Genomic DNA, 19538 nt, shown 5'->3' on the forward strand with positions numbered 1-19538 from the left:
CAGCGGGCCGCGCCCGGACGCGGCTGGGGCGCGGACCCGCTCGCCCTCTCCTGGCCGGAGATCGCCCACGCCCCGCACCAAGCCACCCGGGTGACCGACTCCATCGGCCGGGATATCCGCACCGTGCACTCCGATCCCCGTGGACCGGGGACGGTTCCAGCTTGCCCGAAGGCTTCCCCCAGGTGGAGTCGATCGCCCGGTTCGTCACCAGCCGCACCCGGGTCCGCTGACCGCCCAAGCACCCTACCCGCCCGGAGAGGGCGCACCCACAGCGCGGCGCGCGCCCGGCGTCGGCTCACCGGGCGCCCGCCGCGCCACCCCCTGCGGGCGACGGTCAGCGGGTGCCGACCGCCGCGCGTACCGCGCGCCGGGCCAGCGCGCAGTCATCGTGCAGCCGCCGCAACAGCAGCCGCTGCTCCTCGCCCGCCGACAGCCTGCCCGGCGGGACGGCCGGGACCCCGCCCGCCGGCGGCGCCTCCCGCATCGTCCGCTGCACCGCCGTCTCATAGGTGCGGATCTCCCGGGTCAGCACCAGCATCAGATTCACCAGGAACGCGTCCCGCGCGTCCGGCCCCGCGTGCTGCGCCGCCTGGCTGATCCGCCGCCGGGCCGCTTGGTCGTCCCCGAGCACCGCCCAGAGCGTCGCCAGGTCGTACCCGGGCAGATACCAGCCCGCGTGCTCCCAGTCCACCAGCACCGGTCCGGTGGGCGACAGCAGCACATTGGAGAGCAGCGCGTCACCGTGGCAGAACTGGCTGATGCCCTGTCTGCCTCCGGTGTGGGCGAGTCCGTGCAGCAGCTTCTGGAGGTCCCCGAGATCCCGGTCGGTGAAGAGCCCCAGCTCGTGGTAGCGGGAGATCCGGGACGCGTAGTCCAGTGGACGGTCGAACATCTCGGCGGGAGGCCGCCAGGTGTTGAGCCGGCCGATCGCGGTGAGCACCGCCCGGACATCGGCCCGCGGCGGAGCCTCGGCCGGATGCCGGGAGAGCGCCGCCGCACGGCCCGCCATCCGCTCGATCACCAGGGTGCAGTTCTCCGGGTCCGCGGCGATCAGCCGGGGAGCCCGCACCGGCGGACGGTGGCGCACAAAGGCGCGATATGCAGCTATCTCATGCCTGAACCGCTCCACCCATACGGAGGAACGGTCCAGCAGACACTTGGCGACGGCCGTCGCCCTCCCCGTCGTACCGATGATCAGCACGGAACGCCCGCTGCGGCGCAGCACCTGCACCGGATGGAACTCCGGACAGATCCGGTGCACCGAGGCGACCGCCATCCGCAGCTGCGCACCCTGAGGCCCCGACAGATCGATTCTTCCGCTCGGGGGCTGCCCGGCCACCGCCGCCGGACGGCGGAGCCGGCCCGCGTGCGTGGGGTCCAGGTACGGTCCGGCCCCGGCCACGGCTGTGGCGCGCTGCGGCCGGGGCGAGGCGGACACGGAGGACGATGCTGTGTGCATGGGGGTGACAGATCCCTTCGTGGCCCGATTGGTTTGCCCGCGTCACCCGCCCCGGCCGCCGGCCGCGCCCTGGGGAACGCGGCCGGCCGCCGGGCCGGGGTGATGCGTTCCTACGTCACACCAGCGCGCGGGTGGCACACCATCTGGCGAACCCTGGCGAACCCTGGCGAATGGCCGCCGGGCCCCTGGCAGGGGTTACTGTCAACTCAGCCGAGATCCTGGGGGCTTGACGTGACCGGAGTACCCAACACCCGTCTGTGCGACCTGTTCGGCCTGGCCGGCTGGTCCAAGGGCGAACTCGCGAGACTCGTGAACCGGCAGGCGGCGGCCATGGGCCATCCGCAGCTGGCGACCGACACCTCGCGGGTACGGCGCTGGATCGACATGGGGGAGACCCCCCGCGATCCCGTGCCGCGGGTGCTGGCCGCCCTGTTCACCGAGCGCCTCGGCCGTGTCGTGACCATCGAGGATCTCGGGTTCGTACGGAACGGGCGAGCGGGCAGGCGCAAGGACGCGCAGGGCAGTGGCAACCCTGACGACCTGCCCTGGGCACCCGATCGTACGGCGGCGGTCCTCACCGAATTCACGGGAATGGACCTCATGCTCAACCGACGCGGCTTGGTGGGCGCGGGTGCCGCGCTCGCCGCGGGAACAACGCTCAGCAGCGCCATGCACGACTGGCTGCGCACCGACCCCGCCCTCGCCCAGGACGCCCCCTACACCGAGAACCCCCTGCACGCCGACCCCGCCGGATACGACCGCTACGAGGCGGCCCCCATCGGGTCGCAGGAGATCGAGGCCCTGGAGCGGTCCGTCGAAGTCTTCCGCGCCTGGGACGCCGCCCGTGGCGGCGGGCTCCAGCGCAAGGCCGTGGTGGGCCAGCTCAACGAGGTGGGCGGCATGCTCGCCTACCGGCACGCCGACCATCTCCAGCGGCGGTTGTGGGGCGTCGCCGCCAATCTCGCCGTGCTCGCGGGCTGGATGTCGCATGACGTCGGCCTCGAACCCACCGCCCAGAAGTACTTCGTCATCGCCGCCCACGCGGCCCGTGAGGGCGGCGACCGGCCCCGGGCCGGGGAGGCGCTCTCCCGCGCCGCCCGCCAGATGGTCCATCTGGGCCGCCCCGACGACGCACTCGATCTGATGAAACTCGCCAAGTCGGGTTCGGGCGAGGAGACCCTGCCCCGGACCCGGGCGATGCTCTACACCATCGAGGCATGGGCACAGGCGTCCAAGGGGAACGGCCAGGCCATGCGCCGCACCCTGGGCGAGGCGGAGGATCTCTTCGTGTCGGACCGGGGCGATGTGCCGCCCCCCAGCTGGATGCAGATGTTCGACGAGGCGGATCTGCACGGCATGGAGGCGCTGGCCTACCGCACCCTGGCCGAACACGAGCCCTCGGCCGCGAATATCGCCCAGGGGCACGCCAGAAAGGCGCTGGAACTGCGTGAGGGCGGACGCCAGCGTTCCATGATCTTCGACTACATCTCGATGGCCTCAGCGTGCTTCATCGCGGACGACCCCGAACAGGCCGATCGCTACGCCCGGCTGGCGCTGGTCTCGATGGGGGAGACCTCCTCGCACCGGACCTGGGACCGGCTGCGCGAGATGTACCGGCTGACCGGGCACTACTCGGGATACGGAAAGATCGACGAACTCCGCCGGGAGATCCGTCTCGCGCTGCCCAACAGTCCATCGAGAAAGGCCAGGGCGGTGGAGGTCTGACCCTCGGCCCTCGGTCGGCCATCGTGGTCGTGTCTTCACAGATCCGTCGCCCGCCCCCGGGCGGCTAGAGGCCGATCCTCGCCACCATGACACAGGCGTCGTCCTCGCGGCCGTCGCCGCCGAACATCTCCACGATCGCACGCACGCTGTCCTGTGCGTCCCGGGCCCGTGCGAAGCGCGGGGCCAGCGAGAGCAGCCGGTTCCCCGTCTCATCGGCCGGGTCGGCGGGGGCCAGCCCATGGGTGTGCAGCACCAGCAGATCGCCGGGGAGCAGTCTGACCCCGGCCTGGCCGTACTCGGCGGCCGAGGTGGCGCCGAGCAGGACGCCCGTGGGCTGGGGCAGGGCGCGGCCCGCCCCGTTGCGGAACAGCAGCGGGGCGGGGTTCCCCGCCTGCGCCCAGGTCAGGGTGCGGCTCCCCGGATCGAACCGGCAGCACACCGCGCTGCCCAGGGCGGGCTGGGCCGAGGTCTCCAGCAGCTGATTGAGATGGCTCATCAGCGGTCCGGGCTCGATGCCCGCGAGTCCCATGCCGCGCACCGCGCCCACCAGCATCGCCATGGCCGAAGGGGCGCCCACGCCATGCCCGGTGAGATCCCCGATGCCGAGCAGCGCGGAGCCGGAGGGCAGTTGGCACCCGTCGTACCAGTCGCCGCCGATCAGCGCGTTGTTGGCGGCGGGGAGGTAGTGGGCGGCCACATCCAGGCCGGCGGTGCCGTCGGTGGGGAACCGCAGCGAGCCCCGCCACGACGACGGCACGGCCTCCTGGGGCCCGGCCGCCAGCCGGCGACCGCTCTGCTCGATATGCCGTCGGCGGTGGAGCGAGTCCCCGCTCTCGCGGACGGCCCGCTCACTGCGGCGCAGTTCGCTCACATCCCGGAACACCGCCCACAGGGAGGCGGTCGAGCCGGCGGAGTCGAGCACCGGTTCGCCGGTCATATGGACCGTACGCACCCGGCCGTCGGCGCGGACCATCCGGAACTCGCCGTCGATCGGCCGGCCGTCGACCAGGGCGCCGGTCACCATCGAGGTGAGCAGCCACTGGTCCTCGGCGAAGACGACGGAGGGCAGCTCGTCCAGGGTCATGGGACCGCTGCCGGGCGCGCGCCCGAGGATCCGGTAGAGCTCGTCCGACCAGCTCACCTCGTCGGTGAGCAGATTCCACTCCGCGCTGCCGACCCGGCTGAGCAGCGATCCGGTGCGCAGGGCGGCATCGGCCTCATGGGCCGCGAGCTCCGTCTCGAAGGCATCGCCGCCGGAGCCCGGCAGGCCCTCTCTGAGCTGCCCCAGATGGGTGCCCAGATCGTCGAGCTGATGGACCGCCAGATCATAGAGGGCCCGCTGCCACCGGCCGTGCGGATCGTCCTCGCCGGCCAGGGCGTCCCGGCGGACGGCGTCCACATCACCGCGGAGCCGGCGCGTCCGGTTGATCAGTGCGTCGACGTCGCCGCGCTCCGGCGGCTTCGGTGCGGGACGGTCCGCGGACACATGGGACGGCATGTCGTACTCCGATACAGGCATGGCCCGAGGCCAGGTCTGAGACACGGTCTGAGCGGTGGACCGTTACGACTCTGGCACAGGCCGCGATGGCCCGTGAGGGATTTGGCGACACTTGACACGGTGGTGCCCGGGTCATATGTCGTGGACGTGCGGCCTGCGGAGTTCGGATCAAGCCATTGCGCGCGCGGTCGGGCTCTCCACGCCGGCGGCGGCCCGTCCGGGCCCGGCCCGAACGGGCCGCCGTGCGATGCGCCGTGCGATGCGCCGGACGCTTCCGGGCCCCCGGCCGGGCCGCCGCGGCGGCCGGGGGTGAGAGCCGGGCCGCCGCAGGGGTGATCGCCGGTGAGCTGCGGCTTACCGATCCCGTTCCCCGAGGTGGTCTGGACCGGTTGGGTACGCTCCCGGCTCCCGGGCTTCTCGGGTGCGGAGCCTCGGGGACCCGCCGGGGCCGGGACTCCGGCGCCGGGGTACGCCGCCGCCGGGAGGCAGAACCGGCCAAGGGGGAGCCGGGGGCCGCCGACCGGACGACGGACGGCCGAATGGCGCAGAATCGACGCTGCGGACAGGAACGCGGCCGGTCCGCAGCGTCGATTCTCTCCCCCGGGGAGCGGCCCGTCGGTGGAGGAGACCCGGCGGTGGAGGAGCCCCGTCGGGGTGGAGGAGACCCGTCAGCCGAGGAGACCCGTCACGGCGTCCCGGCTGAGGAAGGCCAACAGCGCGCGCTTCTCCGGCTTGTCGATCTCCGGCCCCGGCACGAATCCCGCCCGGAGCAGACGTGCGATGGCCTTCTCGTTGCGGGCGTCGGGCTCCACCACGATCCGTCGCACCTCCGGATCGGCGAACGCGTAACCGATGAGCGCGATGAGCAGCGCGCCCGTGAAGCCCTGCTGCTCGCCCGAGCCGTCCGGTGCCGGGGCGATCAGCAGATGCACGCCGAAGTCGCCGGGCAGGACTTCGTAGCACTCGCCGACCGGGTCGGCGGCCGGGTCATAGGTCTGGAAGAGCGCTACGGGTTCGCCGTCGCGGTAGGCGAGGAAGGCATGGTGGGTGGTGAGGGAGTCGACGTACTCGTACACCTCACGGACCTGCTCGCGGGTGTGATCGGCCATGCCCCAGTACCGGGCCCGCTCCCCGGTCACCCAGCCGAAGACGAGATCGGCGTCGGCGGCGGGGTCCAGCGGCACGATCCGTACGGCCCCGAAGCCGTCGACTCTCTGCTCGTGCACGGCCGTTCGGGCGTGTTCGTTCTGCTCGTGCACGGCCGTTCCGGCGTGTTCGTTCTGCTTACGCACGGCCGTTCCGGCGCGGGCGGGGTGGTCAGCGGGCACGGTTCTCCTCGGTGAGTCGGTTCCAGTCGGTGAGCACGGGGACGAACGCGCCCGTCAGCCAGAGCGGGAGCTGGTCGCGCTGGTGGGCGTCGCCGACCGCACCGGACGCGCCGAACGGCACGACCCACCGGCTGCCGTCCCGGTCGGCCAGGTCCCATACATAGCGGGCGGCCGGTCCCCGGACGCTCAGATCGGTGACGGCGGCGACGCTGGAGGTGGAGAGCACGCACTCCTGGTCGCCGGAGAGCCCGGGCCAGTTGTCGTGCTGTGCTTCGGGCAGCGCCTGCCAGGGGGCGAGCCGGTGCCGTTCGCCCCAGGTCGGCTCCGCCTCCCCGGCCGCCGCCACCTCCTCGATCGCGGTACGCACCACCTCGGCGCGGTCCAGCGAGGGCAGCGCCGAGGCGGTGAGCAGGCCCTCCAGGGCGAAGGCGACCCGGGGGACCAGCGCGAGCCAGGGCCGCAGCTCCGAGGGGTGGGCACAGGCGTCGATCCGCCGCGCCAGCGGTGCGAGCGCCGGGTGGGCCGCGATCAGACGCACCACGGCCGAGCGCACATCGGCGTAGCGGGCCGCGTCGGCGCTGTCGGCGTCCATGTGGCGGTTCCAGCCGGTCAGTCGCCGCCGCAGCCGTTCGGCGTCCTCGCTCAGCCCGTCCAGCGCGGCGACGATCGCCAGCAGCGGCTTCGCGGAGTCCAGCCGGGTGTCCATATGGATCGCGGCCATGTCGTCGGCGGACCAGTCGCGGCGCTCGCCGAGCAGGGCGCGGATGCGTGCCGCCCGGTGCGGCGGGGCGAACTCTACGCCGAGCGGGGCCGCGAGGTCCCGTTCGTTCGCCATCACGGCGATGGTGTCCACGGCGCGGCGCGGCAGTTCGTGCCAGCCGCGCCAGCCGTGCGCCGGCTCCCAGGCGGGAACGGTCCGCAGCCGGTTGGCCGGGTCCCGCAGCGGCACCCGGCCCGCGACCCGGTGGAGCAGCCCTCCGGCGGTGTCGGCGGCCTGGACCACATTGACCGGCTCGGTCCACCGGTCGAAGGCGCGGTCGACGTCGCCGACGCTCCGGGCGCGCAGCAGCGCGGGCAGCGCGTCGAAGCCGAGATCGCCGGTCACCCGGGGCGGGGTGCGCAGACTGAGGGTCTCGCTCGCGCCCCGGCCGCCGACGACGACCGGGCCGCGCTCGGTCTCGATCACCTCGACGGTCACCGGGTCGCCGCCCGCGACCTCGATGGTCTCGGTGTGCGCGGAGACGGGCCGCCAGCCGTCGGGGCCGAGGGCCTGGAGCTCCCCGCCGTCCTCGCGCAGCCGCTCGCGGTAGAGATCCTGGTAGTCGGCCATGGCATTGGTGATCGCCCAGGCCACCGAGCCGGTGTGGCCGAAGTGGGCGATGCCGGGGACCCCCGGCACGGCGAGTCCCGCCACGTCGAACTCGTCGCAGGCCAGCTGGATCTGCTGATAGATGCCCGGATCCTCGATCATCCGGTGCGGGTCGCCCGCGATGAGCGGCGCCCCGCCGGCGGTGCGTTCCCCGGTGACCAGCCAGCCGTTGCTGCCGGAGCCGCCGGGGTCGGTGGCGAAGAGCTCGATCGCCTCCTCGCCCAGCGCGCGGGCGACCTCCTCGCGCCACAGCTTGGTGGGGAAGCCCGCGAACAGGATATGGACGGAGAGCCAGACGCCGAGGGGGGTCCACGGCCGCCACGGCCCGGGGGTGAGCCCGGTCGCCGCGAACTGGGGTGCCCGGCGGGCCCCTTCGGCGAGGCCGGAGTCGACTCCCTCCACATACCGGGTGATCCATGCGGCGGTGCTCGGATCCAGTCCGTCGAAGCACCGCCGGGCGGTGTCGTCCAGCCGGGACTGCCGGGCGAACCGGTCCCAGCCGACGGCGGACTCGCCGAGGAACGACGCCGATGTGCCCTGTGAGCGGTGCCGGTCCACCTCGATCTGCCAGGCCCGGTCGATCGCCGCGTTCCGTCCCTGCGCGAAGGCGAGTTCGTCCGCGCTGCCCGCGCGCAGATGCGGGATTCCCCAGGAGTCCCGGTAGACCTTGAAGTTCACTTCTTCCCCGCCCTCAGTGGCTCTCGACCCAGAAGATTTTAGGTTAGGCTGGCCTAAGTTAATGCACGGATGTTCGGTAGACAAAACCGGACCGAGGGGGAGGAGAGCGTCATGGGGCACGGCTGGGAGGGCGTAGTCCTCAAACTGATGCGGGGCAAGGACTTCGCCTTCACGGTGACCGGCGCGGAAGACGTCACCGACCGCTTCCGCCGCGTCCACTTCACCGACGGCGGAATGCTCGCCCGTACCGGTGTGCACCCCACCATGTGGGTCCGCGTCTGGTTCGACAACGGCGACAAGCCCCACCAGCGCGCCTACACCCTCGTCGACCCGGACCCCGAGGCGGGCACCTTCAGCATGGAGTTCGCCCTCCACGACGGCCGCGCCAGCGACTGGGCCCGCCGGGCGCGGCCGGGCGACACCGTCGAGGCCACCCTCCAGGGAACCGGGTTCACCGCCCCCGCGCCGCCGCCCGGCCGGCTCTTCGTCATCGGCGATCCGGCCTCGCTGCCGGCGATCAACTCGCTGCTCGGCGCGCTCCCCGGGGTGCCCGCCGTCATCTGGTTCGAGACCGCCCACGCGTCGGACCGGGAGCTGCCGCTGCGGCTGGACCCGGACCGCCATGAACTGCGCCGGGTCCCGCGCGGGGACGGCCGGCTGGTCGACGAGGTGCGGTCGGCGCTCCCCGCTCTGCTGGAGGACCCCGCGGGGGCGTATGTCTGGATCGCCTGCGACACGGTGACCACCCGGACCCTCGCCGCGTACCTCCGCAAGGAGCTCGCCGTTCCCAAGGAGCGCGTCAACGCCCTCGGCTACTGGCGCGCGGCCTGACCGCCCCGGACTCCCTTCCGCACACCGCCCCGGACTCCCTTCCGTGCGACGGCCCCGGCACGCCCCGGTGGGGGTGCGCCGGGGCCGGGCAGCCGGCAGGCGGCAGGAGGCCGGAGCGCTGTCAGGGGGCGACCGGCAGCGTCACACTGCTGACACCGGTCCGCACCGTCATCCGCGTTCCCGCGGGGTGGCGCAGGGTGTAGTCGTAGTCCGTCGAGATCAGCACCACGCCCAGCCGGTGCCCCTTCTTGAAGACATGCTCCTGCGGCTGCATCCCCCAGCGCAGCCGGTACTCACGGCCCTCGGTCACCCGGCTCTCCCGGGCGATCGAGTGACGGTTGCGCACATCCAGCCAGCCGCGCGAGACGATCTTGAAGTCCGCCGTCTCCGTGCGATGCCTGGTGCGATAGGCGCAGCCGGTGTCGCCGGGGATGCCCTCTCCGTAACAGACCTGCTCGGAGGTGTCGGGCACCGTGCCCGCGATCGCGCGGGTGTCCCGGCCGTAGTCGACCAGCAGCGCCGTCACATACGGCGACGTGCCGTCCAGCGAGGCCCGTACGGACATCCGGGGGACGCCGTTGACCCGCAGATCCGAGGAGAGCGGAGCGGTGGTGTACGCGAGCCGGTGCGGATTCGGCGCGTCCGGTTCTGCGACCAGCGCCTGCGCCGCCACGGTGCGGCCCGCGTCCGTCAGCGACTGGCGGACCGGCCGGTCCGCCAGGGCGTCCAGCCCGTCGGCGTTCAGCCGCAGCGTCAGATCGCGGGTGCCCGGCGCGGGCCAGTCCGACTGCTTGCGCCAGCTGAAGTCCGCCTGCTCCACATCGACCGCCGGCTCGTCGAGCGCGCCGTTGTCCAGCCCGTACAGCCAGTGGTCGAACCACTGGTGCAGCTGACGGAGCCACTCCTCCATCCGCAGCGGCATCGGATTGTTGTGCCCCGCCTGGTGCAGCCACAGCTTGCGCGGAACGTCCTGTTCCTTCAGCGCTTCCCACAACTGGCCGAAGTGCTGGGTCTTCACATTCCAGTCGTTGCCGCCGTGCACGGCGAAGACTCCGGCCCTGATCCTCCGTACGTCCTTCAGATAGTCGCGCTCGGCCCAGAACCGGTTCCAGTCGCCGGTCACACGGTCCTGCCGGGCCGTCAGCCGGTCCAGAACCGGCCCGCAGATCTCCTGGTCGGCGCGGCTGTAGACGGATCTGGCGAGCACATCGGCGTCCTCGCCCTGGTACCCGCCGGGGGCCACCACCCCGCCGCCCGCCCGGTAGTAGTCGTACCAGGAGGAGATCCCGGCGATCGGCACGATCGCCTTCAGCCCCTCGACGCCGGTGGTGGCGACGGCGGTCGGCAGGGTCCCGTTGTACGAGGCCCCCATCAACGCCGTGTCGCCCGTCGACCAGTCGGCGGCGACGGGCCGGCCGGCCGGGTCCCAGCCCCTGGCCCGGCCGTTGAGCCAGTCCACGGCCGCTTTCGCGCCGAGCGTCTCATTACGGCCGCCGGAGGTGGGGCAGCCGGTGGAGCCGCCGGTGCCGACGCTGTCGAGCTGGGCGACCGCGTAGCCGCGCGGCAGAAAGTAGTTGTCGGCGTAGCCGGAGAACGGGACGGAGGATGCGCTGACCAGCCCCGGCAGCCCGGGCTCCGGGCCCAGTCGGCCGCGCGGGGGCAGACCGTCCTCCGCCACGTCCACCGGATGGAAGGGGGTGTCGTTGCCGCCGCCCCAGTAGGGGCTGGCCTCGACGATGGCGGCGACCTTCAGCCCGGCCTCGGTCTCCTTCGGCCGCAGCACGCGCATCCGTACCGTGTCGCGGCTGCCGTCCTCGTCGCTGTCCGTCCCGGTCTCGATGTCCACCACCTGGAGGACGGCGTCGGCGCGGGAGAAGACGGGCTCGGTGCGGTTGTCGGCGATCTTCAGCCGGGGTGTGGGCTCCGCCTGCGCGGCGGGCGCGGGCAGCGCGGCGAGGAGAGCGACCGCCAGCGCGGTCACCCCCAGCCGCGACGCCCCGGCCGGGCGCGAGGCCCGTGCCTCGCGTAATACGAGAGGTTCCGTCATCGTGCCTCCAGGGTCGGGAAGGTGACGATCACGCGGGAGCGTGCTTCATTCCACCGTGTACGCGCCTCTCCCACCAGAGCGCGCGCCCCGGCCTGCCACGTCCCCGGCCCGCCGACCACGTCTGGAGACCGCCTTGTCCGGCATCCCCCGCTTCTCCCTCGCGAGCCTGGTCATCGACTGCCATGACGCCGACGCCCTCGCCGCGTTCTACGGGCGGCTGCTCGGCTGGGAGGTGAAGGCCCGCGACGCCGACTGGGTCCACCTCCGCTCCCCGGACGGCTCGCTCGGCCTCTCCCTCCAAGGCGAGGCGGGATATGTGCCCCCGCACTGGCCCGAGCGGCCCGGGGCCCAGCAGAAGATGCTGCATCCGGACATCCGCGTCGACGATCTCGACGCGGCCGTCCGGCACGCCGTCGCCCTCGGCGCGACCGAGCCCCCGGCGCAGCGCCAGAGCGACCTTCGCGTACTGGTCGACCCGGCGGGCCACCCCTTCTGCCTCTTCCTCACGGCCGTCGGGGCCGTCGGGGCCGTCGAAGCCGTCGAATGACCCGTGCTGCCGCCCAGCAACCGGTAAATGTAATACTCAATACATGGCTTCACATATGACGCGGGCCGATCGGGCCGCCCGTCTGGACGCGATACGGATCAGACGGGCGACCGCCCACGACGCCAAGCGGCTCACCGCCCTGGTGCGCCGCTCCCGCGCCTATGAGGGCCCCTACGCCTCCATGGTCGCCGGATACCGGGTGGGCCCCGACTACATCGAGGCCCACCCCGTCTTCCTGGCCATGGACGACGCCGGTGCCGTGCTCGGCTTCTACGCCCTGCTGCTGAACCCGCCCGAGCTCGACCTGATGTTCGTCGCCGACGCCGCGCAGGGGCTCGGCATCGGCCGCGGACTCATCGAGCACATGACCGGCCAGGCGCGCGACGCCGGACTGACCGCCGTACGCGTCGTCTCGCACCCGCCGTCCGAGGGCTTCTACCGCAGCGTCGGCGCGCAGCGGACCGGCACCGTCCGCGCGCAGCCGCCCGCTGTCGCCTGGGACCGGCCCGAGCTGCTCCTCCCCATCCCCGCGGACGGCTGACCGGCGCCGCCTCCCCGGCTCGGCCCCCGCTAGGCCGGTCCGCCCCGGAGCCTCAGACCACCGCGCCCGTCCGGTCCCGGTCCCGGTCGCGCCCGCGGGCCGGCCGGGGGCGCGACCGGTCGGGATGGCGGAGCTGGAGACCCACGGCCAGCGGCATCGCGGTGAACACCGTCGACGCCATGCCGAGCACCACCCCCGCCAGCAGGGCGACCGAGAAATCGGCCAGCGAGTCCCCGCCCAGCACCGCGAGCGCGATCAGCACGAAGAGCGCGCCCATGCCCGTGTTGACCGTACGGGGCAGGGTCTGCGCCACCGCCGTGTCCGCCAGCTCCGGCCACGCCCCGCGCGGGGACGCCCGCCGCAGCTCCCGCAGCCGGTCCAGGACGACGACCGTGTCATTCACGGAGTAGCCCACCACCGTGAGCAGCGCCGCCAGGAACACACTGTCGACCGGCTTGCCCAGCCAGGCGAAGAGCCCCACCACCAGCAGAACGTCCTGCGCCATCGCGGCGACCGCCGCCGCGGCGAAGGTCCAGCGGAACCGTACGGTCAGATAGACCAGCTGAGCGGCGACGGCCACCGCCAGCGCGATCAGCGCATGGGTGCGCAGCTCGTCGCCGAGGCTCGGTCCGATCCGCTCGTCCCGCTCGACGGTCACCTTCCCGGCGACCTCGCCGAGCGAGGCCCGGATCTGCTCCTGCTGCTGATTGCTCAGCTCACCCGTCCGTACGGTGATGCCCCGGTCGCCCGTCGTCTGGACCACGGCGCGCGGGAACCCGGCGTCCGTGACGGCCTCGCGCGCGGTGTCCGCAGACACCGGCCGCTCGGCGGCGTACAGGACCTGCCGCCCGCCCGTGAACTCCACGCCGAACTCCAGCCCCCGCACCCCGATCCCGCCGATCGCGAGCAGCAGCAGCCCCAGACAGACCCCGAGCCAGCGCCGCCGGTTCCGCATCAGTCGCAGGGGACGGCGCTTCAGCCGGGCCCGGATGCGGCCGGTGACGGTCAGCCCCGTCAGCGCGGGCCGCCGCCGTACCGCGGTGCGGCGCAGCGCCCAGTCGGCGAACAGCCGGGTGATCACCATCGCCGACACCAGGGACGCCAGCACGCCCACGGCGAGCGTCACCCCGAAGCCCTTGACCGGCCCGGTGGCGAAGACGAACAGCAGCCCCGCCGCCAGCAGGGTGGTCACATGGGAGTCGGCCACCGCGCTCCACGCCTTGTCGAAGCCGACCCGCAGCGGACGGCGCAGATCGGTGGAGCGGAAGGCCGAGCGCGCGTACTCCTCCCTCGCCCGCTCGAAGACGAGCACATTCGCGTCCACGGCGATGCCGATCGCGAGGACGAACCCGGCGAGACCCGGCAGCGTCAGCGTCGCGCCGATCGCCACCACGGCGGCGTACGAGATCAGCCCGTACAGCAGCAGCGCGAGCGTGGCGAGCGCGCCCGCCAGCCGGTAGACGGCGATGATGAACACCCCGGTGCAGAACAGCCCGATCACCGCCGCCAGCGCACTGGCCCGGATGGCGTCCGCGCCCAGCGTCGGGCCGATGACATTCTGCTCGACGGAGGTCACCGGGACGGGGAGCGCGCCGCCCTTGACCAGAGCCGCCAGCTCGCGGGCCTCCGCCGCGTCGAATCCCCCGGTGATCTGCGCGGAGCCGCCGGTGATGCCCGCCTCGCACGGAACCGACGACTCCATCCCGGGCGCGGACACGATGCGGTCGTCCAGCACGATCGCCACCCGGCGAGCGGGATCCCCGGGCGCGGCGCAGGCCGCCGCACCGGTGATCCGGGCCCACTCGTCGCCACCGCCCCGGAAGGACAGATCGACCGTCCAGCCACGGCCCGTCCGGGCGTCCAGCACCGCCTCGGCATCCTCGACGCCCTCCCCGGTCAGCGCGGGCGGGCCCAGCCGGAGGAAACTCCCCGGGGCGTCCGGATCCGGCAGCACCCGGGAACCGTCACCGGCGGGAGCGGAACCGGGCTCCGCCGCTGCTCCCTGGACGGGATGGAAGGTGAGCTGTGCGGTACGCCCCACGACCGCGGCGGCCTCGCGGGGGTCCTGCACTCCGGGCAGTTCGACGACGATGCGGCGCTCACCGGAGCGGGCGAGCGTCGGTTCGGCGACGCCGAGCGCGTCGACGCGCTGCCGCAGCACCTCCAGCGTCCGGTCGGTGGCCTCCGCGTCGGCGCGGACGGTAGGGGAGTCCCGGGTCTCCAGGACGATCCGGGTGCCGCCCCGCAGATCGAGCCCGAGCCGGGGTGGTTGCGTCAGGGCGACATAGAGCGATACGGCGACGACGGCGAGCGCGAGCAGCGCACGCCAGAGCGTGGCACGAGAAGACATGAGAGCACTCCACGGGCAGCGCACGGCCCGCCTCGGAGGCGGCCGTGCGCACGTCGGAACGGACGCGCCCGTACCGCCGGAGCCTTGGACATGCCACAGGGCCGGGCGGCGGGCGTGAGAGAACGTCAGCTGCTCGGCGTGGCGGGGGGTGCCCGGGTGTGCCGGGGGCCGTGGGCGGGGCGCGGCGGGGCGCGCTCATGACGCGGCCCGGCAGACTCGCCGCCGATGAGCGGCCGGTGATGAGCGAAGGGCTCCGGGGCCGCCGGGGCCGCGGGCAGCGGCGGCGGACGGTTGCCCGGGTCGGCGGCGACGGCCTCCTGGACGGCGACGGCCGGCGCCCGCCGGACCTCGGACCGCTGGAACGCGCCGCGCTGGTGCGCATCGGTACGGGCGGGAGCGGCCAGTGCGGCCGACACCGCGGAGACGACCGTGCCCCGGGCGTCCGGAACGGCCCCCGCCACCACGGCGAACACCGCCCACACGCCCAGCAGCAGCGGCGACAGGGTGGCGGCGACCAGGAGACGTACGCGTACGCGTACGCGCCGCGGGGACAGGAGACGTACGCGCTGACGCATTCCGCCCCCTCGTATCGGTCCGTCCGTTCCGCACAGCCTAGGCGACGGCCGTCCCGGAGCCGATGCCGGTCCGGGACAGGGCCCCGGCGAGGGGCGGCTCCGCTCCGGGACCGCACGAGGCGTTGTCACGGGGCCCGGAGTCGCACGCCGTGTGAACGCCCCGTGTGAACGCCTCGTGAACTGCTCCGCCGGCGTATGGATCGGTGCCTACGCTCTCCGGAGGGCGGTCCCCACCGGTGACCGCCTGCCCGCACTTCCCCTCGCCATGGAGGTCGCATATGCCCCGGACGGCCACAGGACAGCGCGGACCGAACAGCGGATCGGACGGCGGACCGAACAGCGGATCGCGCAGGGCGTGGCGCACCCGCGCTGCGACCGCCGCCGCGGCGGCGATGCTGCTCGCCGCGGGCTGCGCCGCCGATGACGACGCCCCGACGAAAGCCGGAAGCGGCGTCACCGTCGTCCAGAAGGGGAAGCTGACCACCTGCACCCATCTGCCCTACCCGCCGTTCCAGTTCGAACGGGACGGCGAAGTCGTGGGATTCGACGTCTCCCTGATCGATCTGGTCGCGAAGGACCTCGGCGTCGAGCAGAAGATCGTGGACACCCCCTTCGAGAACTTCAAGACCGGTGCTTTCCTCAACTCCGGCGAGTGCGATCTCGCCGCCGCCGGAATCACCATCACCGCCGAACGCCGCGAGAACGTCGACTTCTCCGTCCCCTACTTCGACGCTGATCAGGCGCTCCTCGCGACCAGGAAGAGCGGCATCGCCTCGCTCGACGACGTCACCGGCGGAAAGCGGAGGCTGGGGGCCCAGGCCGGAACCACCGGGGAGAGCTACGCCAAGGAGAAGGGCCTCGACCCCGTCGCCTTCGAGAGCTCCGACGCGGTCCTCAACGGTCTGCGGACCGGCCAGGTCGACGCCGTGGTCCTCGACTATCCCGTGGTCCAGGGCTGGCTGAAGGACAAGAAGAACGCCGCCGAATTCGCCCTCGGACGGAACATCGAGACCGGCGAACAGTACGGATTCTCGGTGCGGAAGGGCAACTCCGCACTCCTCGCCGCCATCGACAAGGCGATCGAGAGATCCCGCGCCGACGGCACCTACGACAAGCTCCACCGCCGGTGGATCGGGCCGCAGCCCGGTGAGAACGCGTCGTGAGCCCCCGGCTGACCCGGCGGCAGCGCCGGAGGGTCTCGCGCGGCGCGCAGTACGCCGTCCTCGCCGCCGCCGTCGCCCTGGTCGCCGTCCTCGCCGACTGGGGCCGGCTGGCGCAGCAGTTCGCCCAGCCGGATCTGGCCGGAGAGCTCTTCCCGGACATCATCACCACCGCCCTGCGCAACACCGTGCTGTACACCGTCTCCGGATTCGCCTTCGGGCTGGTGCTCGGGCTGGTCGTCGCGCTGATGCGGCTCTCGTCCATCGCCCCCTACCGCTGGGCGGCCACCGTCTACATCGAGTTCTTCCGGGGACTGCCCGCGCTGCTGATCTTCATCTTCGTGGGGGTCGCGGTACCGCTGGCGTTCCCGGGAACCGAGATACCCGGCGGCACCTACGGCAAGGTCGCCCTGGGGCTCGGCCTGGTCGCCGCCGCCTATATCGCGGAGACCGTCAGGGCCGGCATCCAGGCCGTGCCCAGGGGACAGATGGAGGCCGCTCGCTCGCTCGGCTTCTCCTATCCCCGCGCGATGGTGTCGGTGATCTTCCCTCAGGCGTTCCGGATCGTCATCCCGCCGCTGACCAACGAACTGGTCCTGCTCTTCAAGGACTCCTCGCTCGTCCTCTTCCTCGGCGTCACCCTCGATGAACGGGAGCTGACCAAGTTCGGCCGGGACCTCGCGGGCCAGAGCGCCAACTCCACCCCGATCCTGGTCGCGGGCCTGTGCTATCTGCTGGTGACCGTGCCGCTGAGCCTGCTGGTGCGACGCCTGGAAGCCCGTACCGCTGTGGAGAGACCATGGAGATAGAGATCCGCGGGCTGCACAAGTCCTTCGGCGACACCCCGGTGCTGCGGGGCATCGATCTGGAGGTCGCCCGGGGTGAGACGGTCTGCGTCATCGGGCCCTCCGGCTCGGGTAAATCGACCCTGCTGCGCTGTGTGAACCTGCTGGAGGAGCCCACCGAGGGCCGTATCGTCGTCGGCGGCGCAGAGGTCACCGATCCCGAGGTCGACATCGACGCGGTACGCCGCCGGATCGGCATGGTCTTCCAGCAGTTCAACCTCTTCCCGCAGCTGACCGTCGCCGGGAATCTCACCCTCCCGCAGCGGCGGGTGCTGCGCCGAAGCAAGGCGCGGGCGGCGGAGGTCGCCCGGGAGAATCTGGCCCGGGTCGGACTCCTGGAGAAGGCGGACGCCTATCCGGCCCAGCTCTCCGGCGGTCAGCAGCAGCGGGTGGCGATCGCCCGGGCGCTGTCGATGGGCCCGGAGGTGATGCTCTTCGACGAGCCGACCTCATCGCTCGATCCGGAGCTGGTGGGCGATGTGCTCTCCGTGATGCGCCGGCTGGCGGCGGACGGCATGACCATGATGGTGGTCACCCATGAGATGAGCTTCGCCCGGGAGGTCGCCGACCGGGTGGTCTTCCTCGACGACGGGGTGATCGTCGAAGAGGGACCGGCGGCACAGGTGGTGGGGGCGCCGAGACACGAACGGACGCGGAACTTCCTCGACCGGGTGCTGAACCCGGCCGCGCCCCGCTCGCCGGGGGCGGTGAGCGACGAGCCCGGTGCCGGTGGTGGCCCCGGTTCCGGTGGCGGGCCCGATTCCGGCGGCGGACTCGATTCCGGTGGCGGGCCGCAGGGGGTGTCCGACTCCGGACGGGGATGATGCCCGCCGCAGGGGTGAGTACGCGCCGGTGGCCGTGGCCGTGAGCGTGGCGGTGAGCGGCTCCGGGGCGCGTTCAGCCGCAGCGGTAGACGAACCGGGCGGTGGTGCGGTGCGACGACGGCGAGACGATACGGAGTTCGGCGCTGGCCCGATACCGCCCCTCGCCCCGGAACGACCACAGCAGCCGCAGCTTCGCCTGCTTCTGGCCGCGCGACAGCTTCTCCCGCAGCCGCCCCGACGAGGTGCCGTCACTGCGCACCCAGCGGTAGACCAGGGTCCCGGGGCGGCCGTTGGTCCCCACCACCGCCACGATGTCGGCGGTGCCGTCACAGCCGAGCGACGGCGCGGTGGGACGCGCGGACACCCGGTCCACGGCGATCGACTGGCCGTAACGCTGCCAGACGAGCACGGCGAGCACGATCACCAGCACCGTGACGGCCAGGGTGTAGCGGCCGGGCCCGCGCCGCCGCTTTCCCCCGGGCCCCGGGCCGCCGTGCCAGACGGCGGTCGCGGTGCCGGTCCGGGAGGCGCCGGTCCGGGCGGGCGCGGTCACTCCCGGGCCGAACCTCCGGACCTCGCCGTCCACCCGGTCGGGGACCGGCGAGGCGGCGGAGACACCCCCGGCCGGCCTCGGGCTCCCCGGGGCCCAGGGCCCGGGGCCCGTGCGATCGTCCGAGGAGGCGTCGGCGGGCCCCTCGAACCAGTGACTGCCCAGGGCGGTGGCGCTATAGCCCTCGGAGCGGGGCTCGGGTTCGGGCTCGTGTTCGGGGACGGGCTCCGGGACGGGATCCGAAGGGCGCTCGGACCCGGGGCCGCTCACCGGTTCTCCGGGGTTACGCCCTGCGATGATTCAGCCGCACACCTCCGGTTGAGGATCTGCTCCGAGGAGCCGCCGTTCGCCGCGCCGGGACTCGTCGTCGCCCGCGCGCCCAGATAGCAGCCGCTCTGCTGGTATGTGTGGCCCGGTGTGAGGACGTACTGCCGTGCCCCGCTGAGCTGGAAGGTCTCCGAACCGTCCGCCGCGCCCAGCTCGCCGGGGACCTCACTCAGATACCAGGTGACGACGACCGTCAGCGGTCCGGTCCCGCCGGTGGCGACGCGGATGGTCGCCTCGGCTGACGGTCCGGGTCCGCCGCTGGGTTCACCGGTCGGCGCCCGGTCGGTCGTCCCGTCGGTCTGCGTCAGCCCGCTGACGGACACGGACTCCACCCGCACCGGAGCGGTGACGGTCGGCACGGGGGTCGTCGGCGTGGCGGTGGGAGCGGTCGTCGGGCGGGTGGTCGTCGGGGTGCCGGCGGGCTTCGTGGACGACGGGGAGGCGGTGGCCGGCGAGGAGGCCCCGGACCGGGCTCCGGAGGCGGGATCCGTGCCGGCGGCGCCGTTCCGCTCCCCGGAGCCGCCGCCCGCCCGGCTGGACGAGGTGGGACCGGCGGTGGCCGCCGAGGCGCCGGCCGTGGCGGACCCGGACCGGGTGGGGCCCGGAGAGCGGGCCGGTCCGTCGGACGACGGCTCCGCGATGACCAGGGCGTCGGGCCGGGCGCTGGTAGTGGCCAGCGAGCGGGCCGAGGTACGCGTCGATCCGTCGTCGGTCCCCTCGGCGGCGACCATCATGCCGAAGAGCCCGGCCGCCAGGATCGCGGCGAGCCCCAGCGGGCCCGCCGCCGACAGCACCGCCCGCAGTTTCGAGGGCGGGATCGCACTCGCCTGGTCCGCATGGTCCGCACGGTCCGTTCGGCCGGTGCGTCGGGGGCGGCCCCGGCG

15 protein-coding genes and 1 pseudogene are annotated in these 19538 nt (G+C 73.2%); 7 read left to right on the plus strand and 9 right to left on the minus strand.

Features of this window, described 5'->3' with window-relative positions:
• Positions 1-334: 334 nt before the first annotated feature.
• Positions 335-1459: an aminoglycoside phosphotransferase family protein gene (locus FF041_RS00850; protein WP_153520572.1), complete on the minus strand. Its 1125-nt coding sequence runs from the start codon at positions 1457-1459 to the stop codon at positions 335-337.
• Positions 1460-1690: 231 nt separating this feature from the next.
• Between FF041_RS00850 and FF041_RS00855 the strand changes: the two genes are divergently transcribed.
• The gene (locus FF041_RS00855) at positions 1691-3184 is read left to right on the plus strand and encodes a DNA-binding protein NsdB (protein ID WP_323390884.1); all 1494 of its coding nucleotides are present in this window, start codon (positions 1691-1693) and stop codon (positions 3182-3184) included.
• Positions 3185-3248: 64 nt separating this feature from the next.
• On the opposite strand, the gene FF041_RS00860 is transcribed toward FF041_RS00855, so the two are convergent.
• The 3 genes from FF041_RS00860 to FF041_RS00870 all read right to left on the minus strand — a co-directional run bounded on the left by FF041_RS00860 (position 3249) and on the right by FF041_RS00870 (position 8057).
• Positions 3249-4682, minus strand: a complete 1434-nt coding sequence (locus FF041_RS00860) for a PP2C family protein-serine/threonine phosphatase (protein WP_153520581.1) — start codon at positions 4680-4682, stop codon at positions 3249-3251.
• Positions 4683-5350: 668 nt separating this feature from the next.
• Complete coding sequence (locus FF041_RS00865; protein WP_323390886.1) at positions 5351-6010, minus strand: GNAT family N-acetyltransferase; 660 nt, start codon at positions 6008-6010, stop codon at positions 5351-5353.
• Entirely contained in the window at positions 6000-8057 is a 2058-nt protein-coding gene (locus FF041_RS00870; protein ID WP_323390888.1) for a penicillin acylase family protein, read from the minus strand. Before FF041_RS00870 ends, FF041_RS00865 begins: the two co-directional genes overlap by 11 nt.
• Positions 8058-8168: 111 nt before the next feature.
• Between FF041_RS00870 and FF041_RS00875 the strand changes: the two genes are divergently transcribed.
• Positions 8169-8888 carry a siderophore-interacting protein gene (locus FF041_RS00875; protein ID WP_153484136.1) on the plus strand — a complete coding sequence of 240 codons (720 nt, stop codon included), beginning with the start codon at positions 8169-8171 and terminating at the stop codon, positions 8886-8888.
• Positions 8889-9009: 121 nt separating this feature from the next.
• On the opposite strand, the gene FF041_RS00880 is transcribed toward FF041_RS00875, so the two are convergent.
• Positions 9010-10869 (minus strand): Xaa-Pro dipeptidyl-peptidase, encoded by a 1860-nt coding sequence (locus tag FF041_RS00880; RefSeq protein ID WP_323390889.1) that lies wholly within the window; start codon positions 10867-10869, stop codon positions 9010-9012.
• A gap of 199 nt (positions 10870-11068) precedes the next feature.
• On the opposite strand from FF041_RS00880, the gene FF041_RS00885 reads away from it, so the two are divergent.
• Complete coding sequence (locus tag FF041_RS00885) at positions 11069-11482, plus strand: VOC family protein (RefSeq protein ID WP_153520575.1); 414 nt, start codon at positions 11069-11071, stop codon at positions 11480-11482.
• A gap of 55 nt (positions 11483-11537) precedes the next feature.
• Complete coding sequence (locus FF041_RS00890) at positions 11538-12023, plus strand: GNAT family N-acetyltransferase (RefSeq protein WP_228387958.1); 486 nt, start codon at positions 11538-11540, stop codon at positions 12021-12023.
• Between the two features lie 52 nt (positions 12024-12075).
• Here the strand turns inward: FF041_RS00890 and secD are convergent, their stop codons facing one another.
• Together secD and FF041_RS00900 are read right to left on the minus strand one after the other, a co-directional pair.
• The gene (gene secD, locus FF041_RS00895) at positions 12076-14373 is read right to left on the minus strand and encodes a protein translocase subunit SecD (protein WP_153520576.1); all 2298 of its coding nucleotides are present in this window, start codon (positions 14371-14373) and stop codon (positions 12076-12078) included.
• Between the two features lie 125 nt (positions 14374-14498).
• Positions 14499-14948, minus strand: coding sequence for a hypothetical protein (locus FF041_RS00900; protein ID WP_153520577.1), 450 nt, complete (start codon positions 14946-14948; stop codon positions 14499-14501).
• A 392-nt stretch (positions 14949-15340) separates the two neighbouring features.
• On the opposite strand from FF041_RS00900, the gene FF041_RS00905 reads away from it, so the two are divergent.
• From FF041_RS00905 to FF041_RS00915, 3 genes are read left to right on the plus strand one after another with little or no spacing between them, the layout of a single operon-like run.
• Positions 15341-16111: an ABC transporter substrate-binding protein gene (locus FF041_RS00905; protein WP_228387960.1), complete on the plus strand. Its 771-nt coding sequence runs from the start codon at positions 15341-15343 to the stop codon at positions 16109-16111.
• Positions 16108-16917 (plus strand): amino acid ABC transporter permease, encoded by an 810-nt coding sequence (locus FF041_RS00910; protein ID WP_323390891.1) that lies wholly within the window; start codon positions 16108-16110, stop codon positions 16915-16917. The genes FF041_RS00905 and FF041_RS00910 overlap by 4 nt, the downstream gene beginning before the upstream one ends.
• Positions 16908-17777: an amino acid ABC transporter ATP-binding protein gene (locus FF041_RS00915; protein ID WP_228387959.1), complete on the plus strand. Its 870-nt coding sequence runs from the start codon at positions 16908-16910 to the stop codon at positions 17775-17777. Before FF041_RS00910 ends, FF041_RS00915 begins: the two co-directional genes overlap by 10 nt.
• A gap of 73 nt (positions 17778-17850) precedes the next feature.
• Here FF041_RS00915 and FF041_RS00920 read toward each other — a convergent pair whose 3' ends face one another.
• Positions 17851-18597 (minus strand): hypothetical protein, encoded by a 747-nt coding sequence (locus tag FF041_RS00920; protein ID WP_194291889.1) that lies wholly within the window; start codon positions 18595-18597, stop codon positions 17851-17853.
• Positions 18594-19538 (minus strand): annotated as a pseudogene (locus FF041_RS00925) (hypothetical protein); the annotation flags it as partial. The pseudogene FF041_RS00925 and the gene FF041_RS00920, both read right to left, overlap by 4 nt.

Origin of the sequence: Streptomyces jumonjinensis, from assembly GCF_009600885.1 — a bacterium.
GTDB lineage: Bacteria > Actinomycetota > Actinomycetes > Streptomycetales > Streptomycetaceae > Streptomyces > Streptomyces jumonjinensis.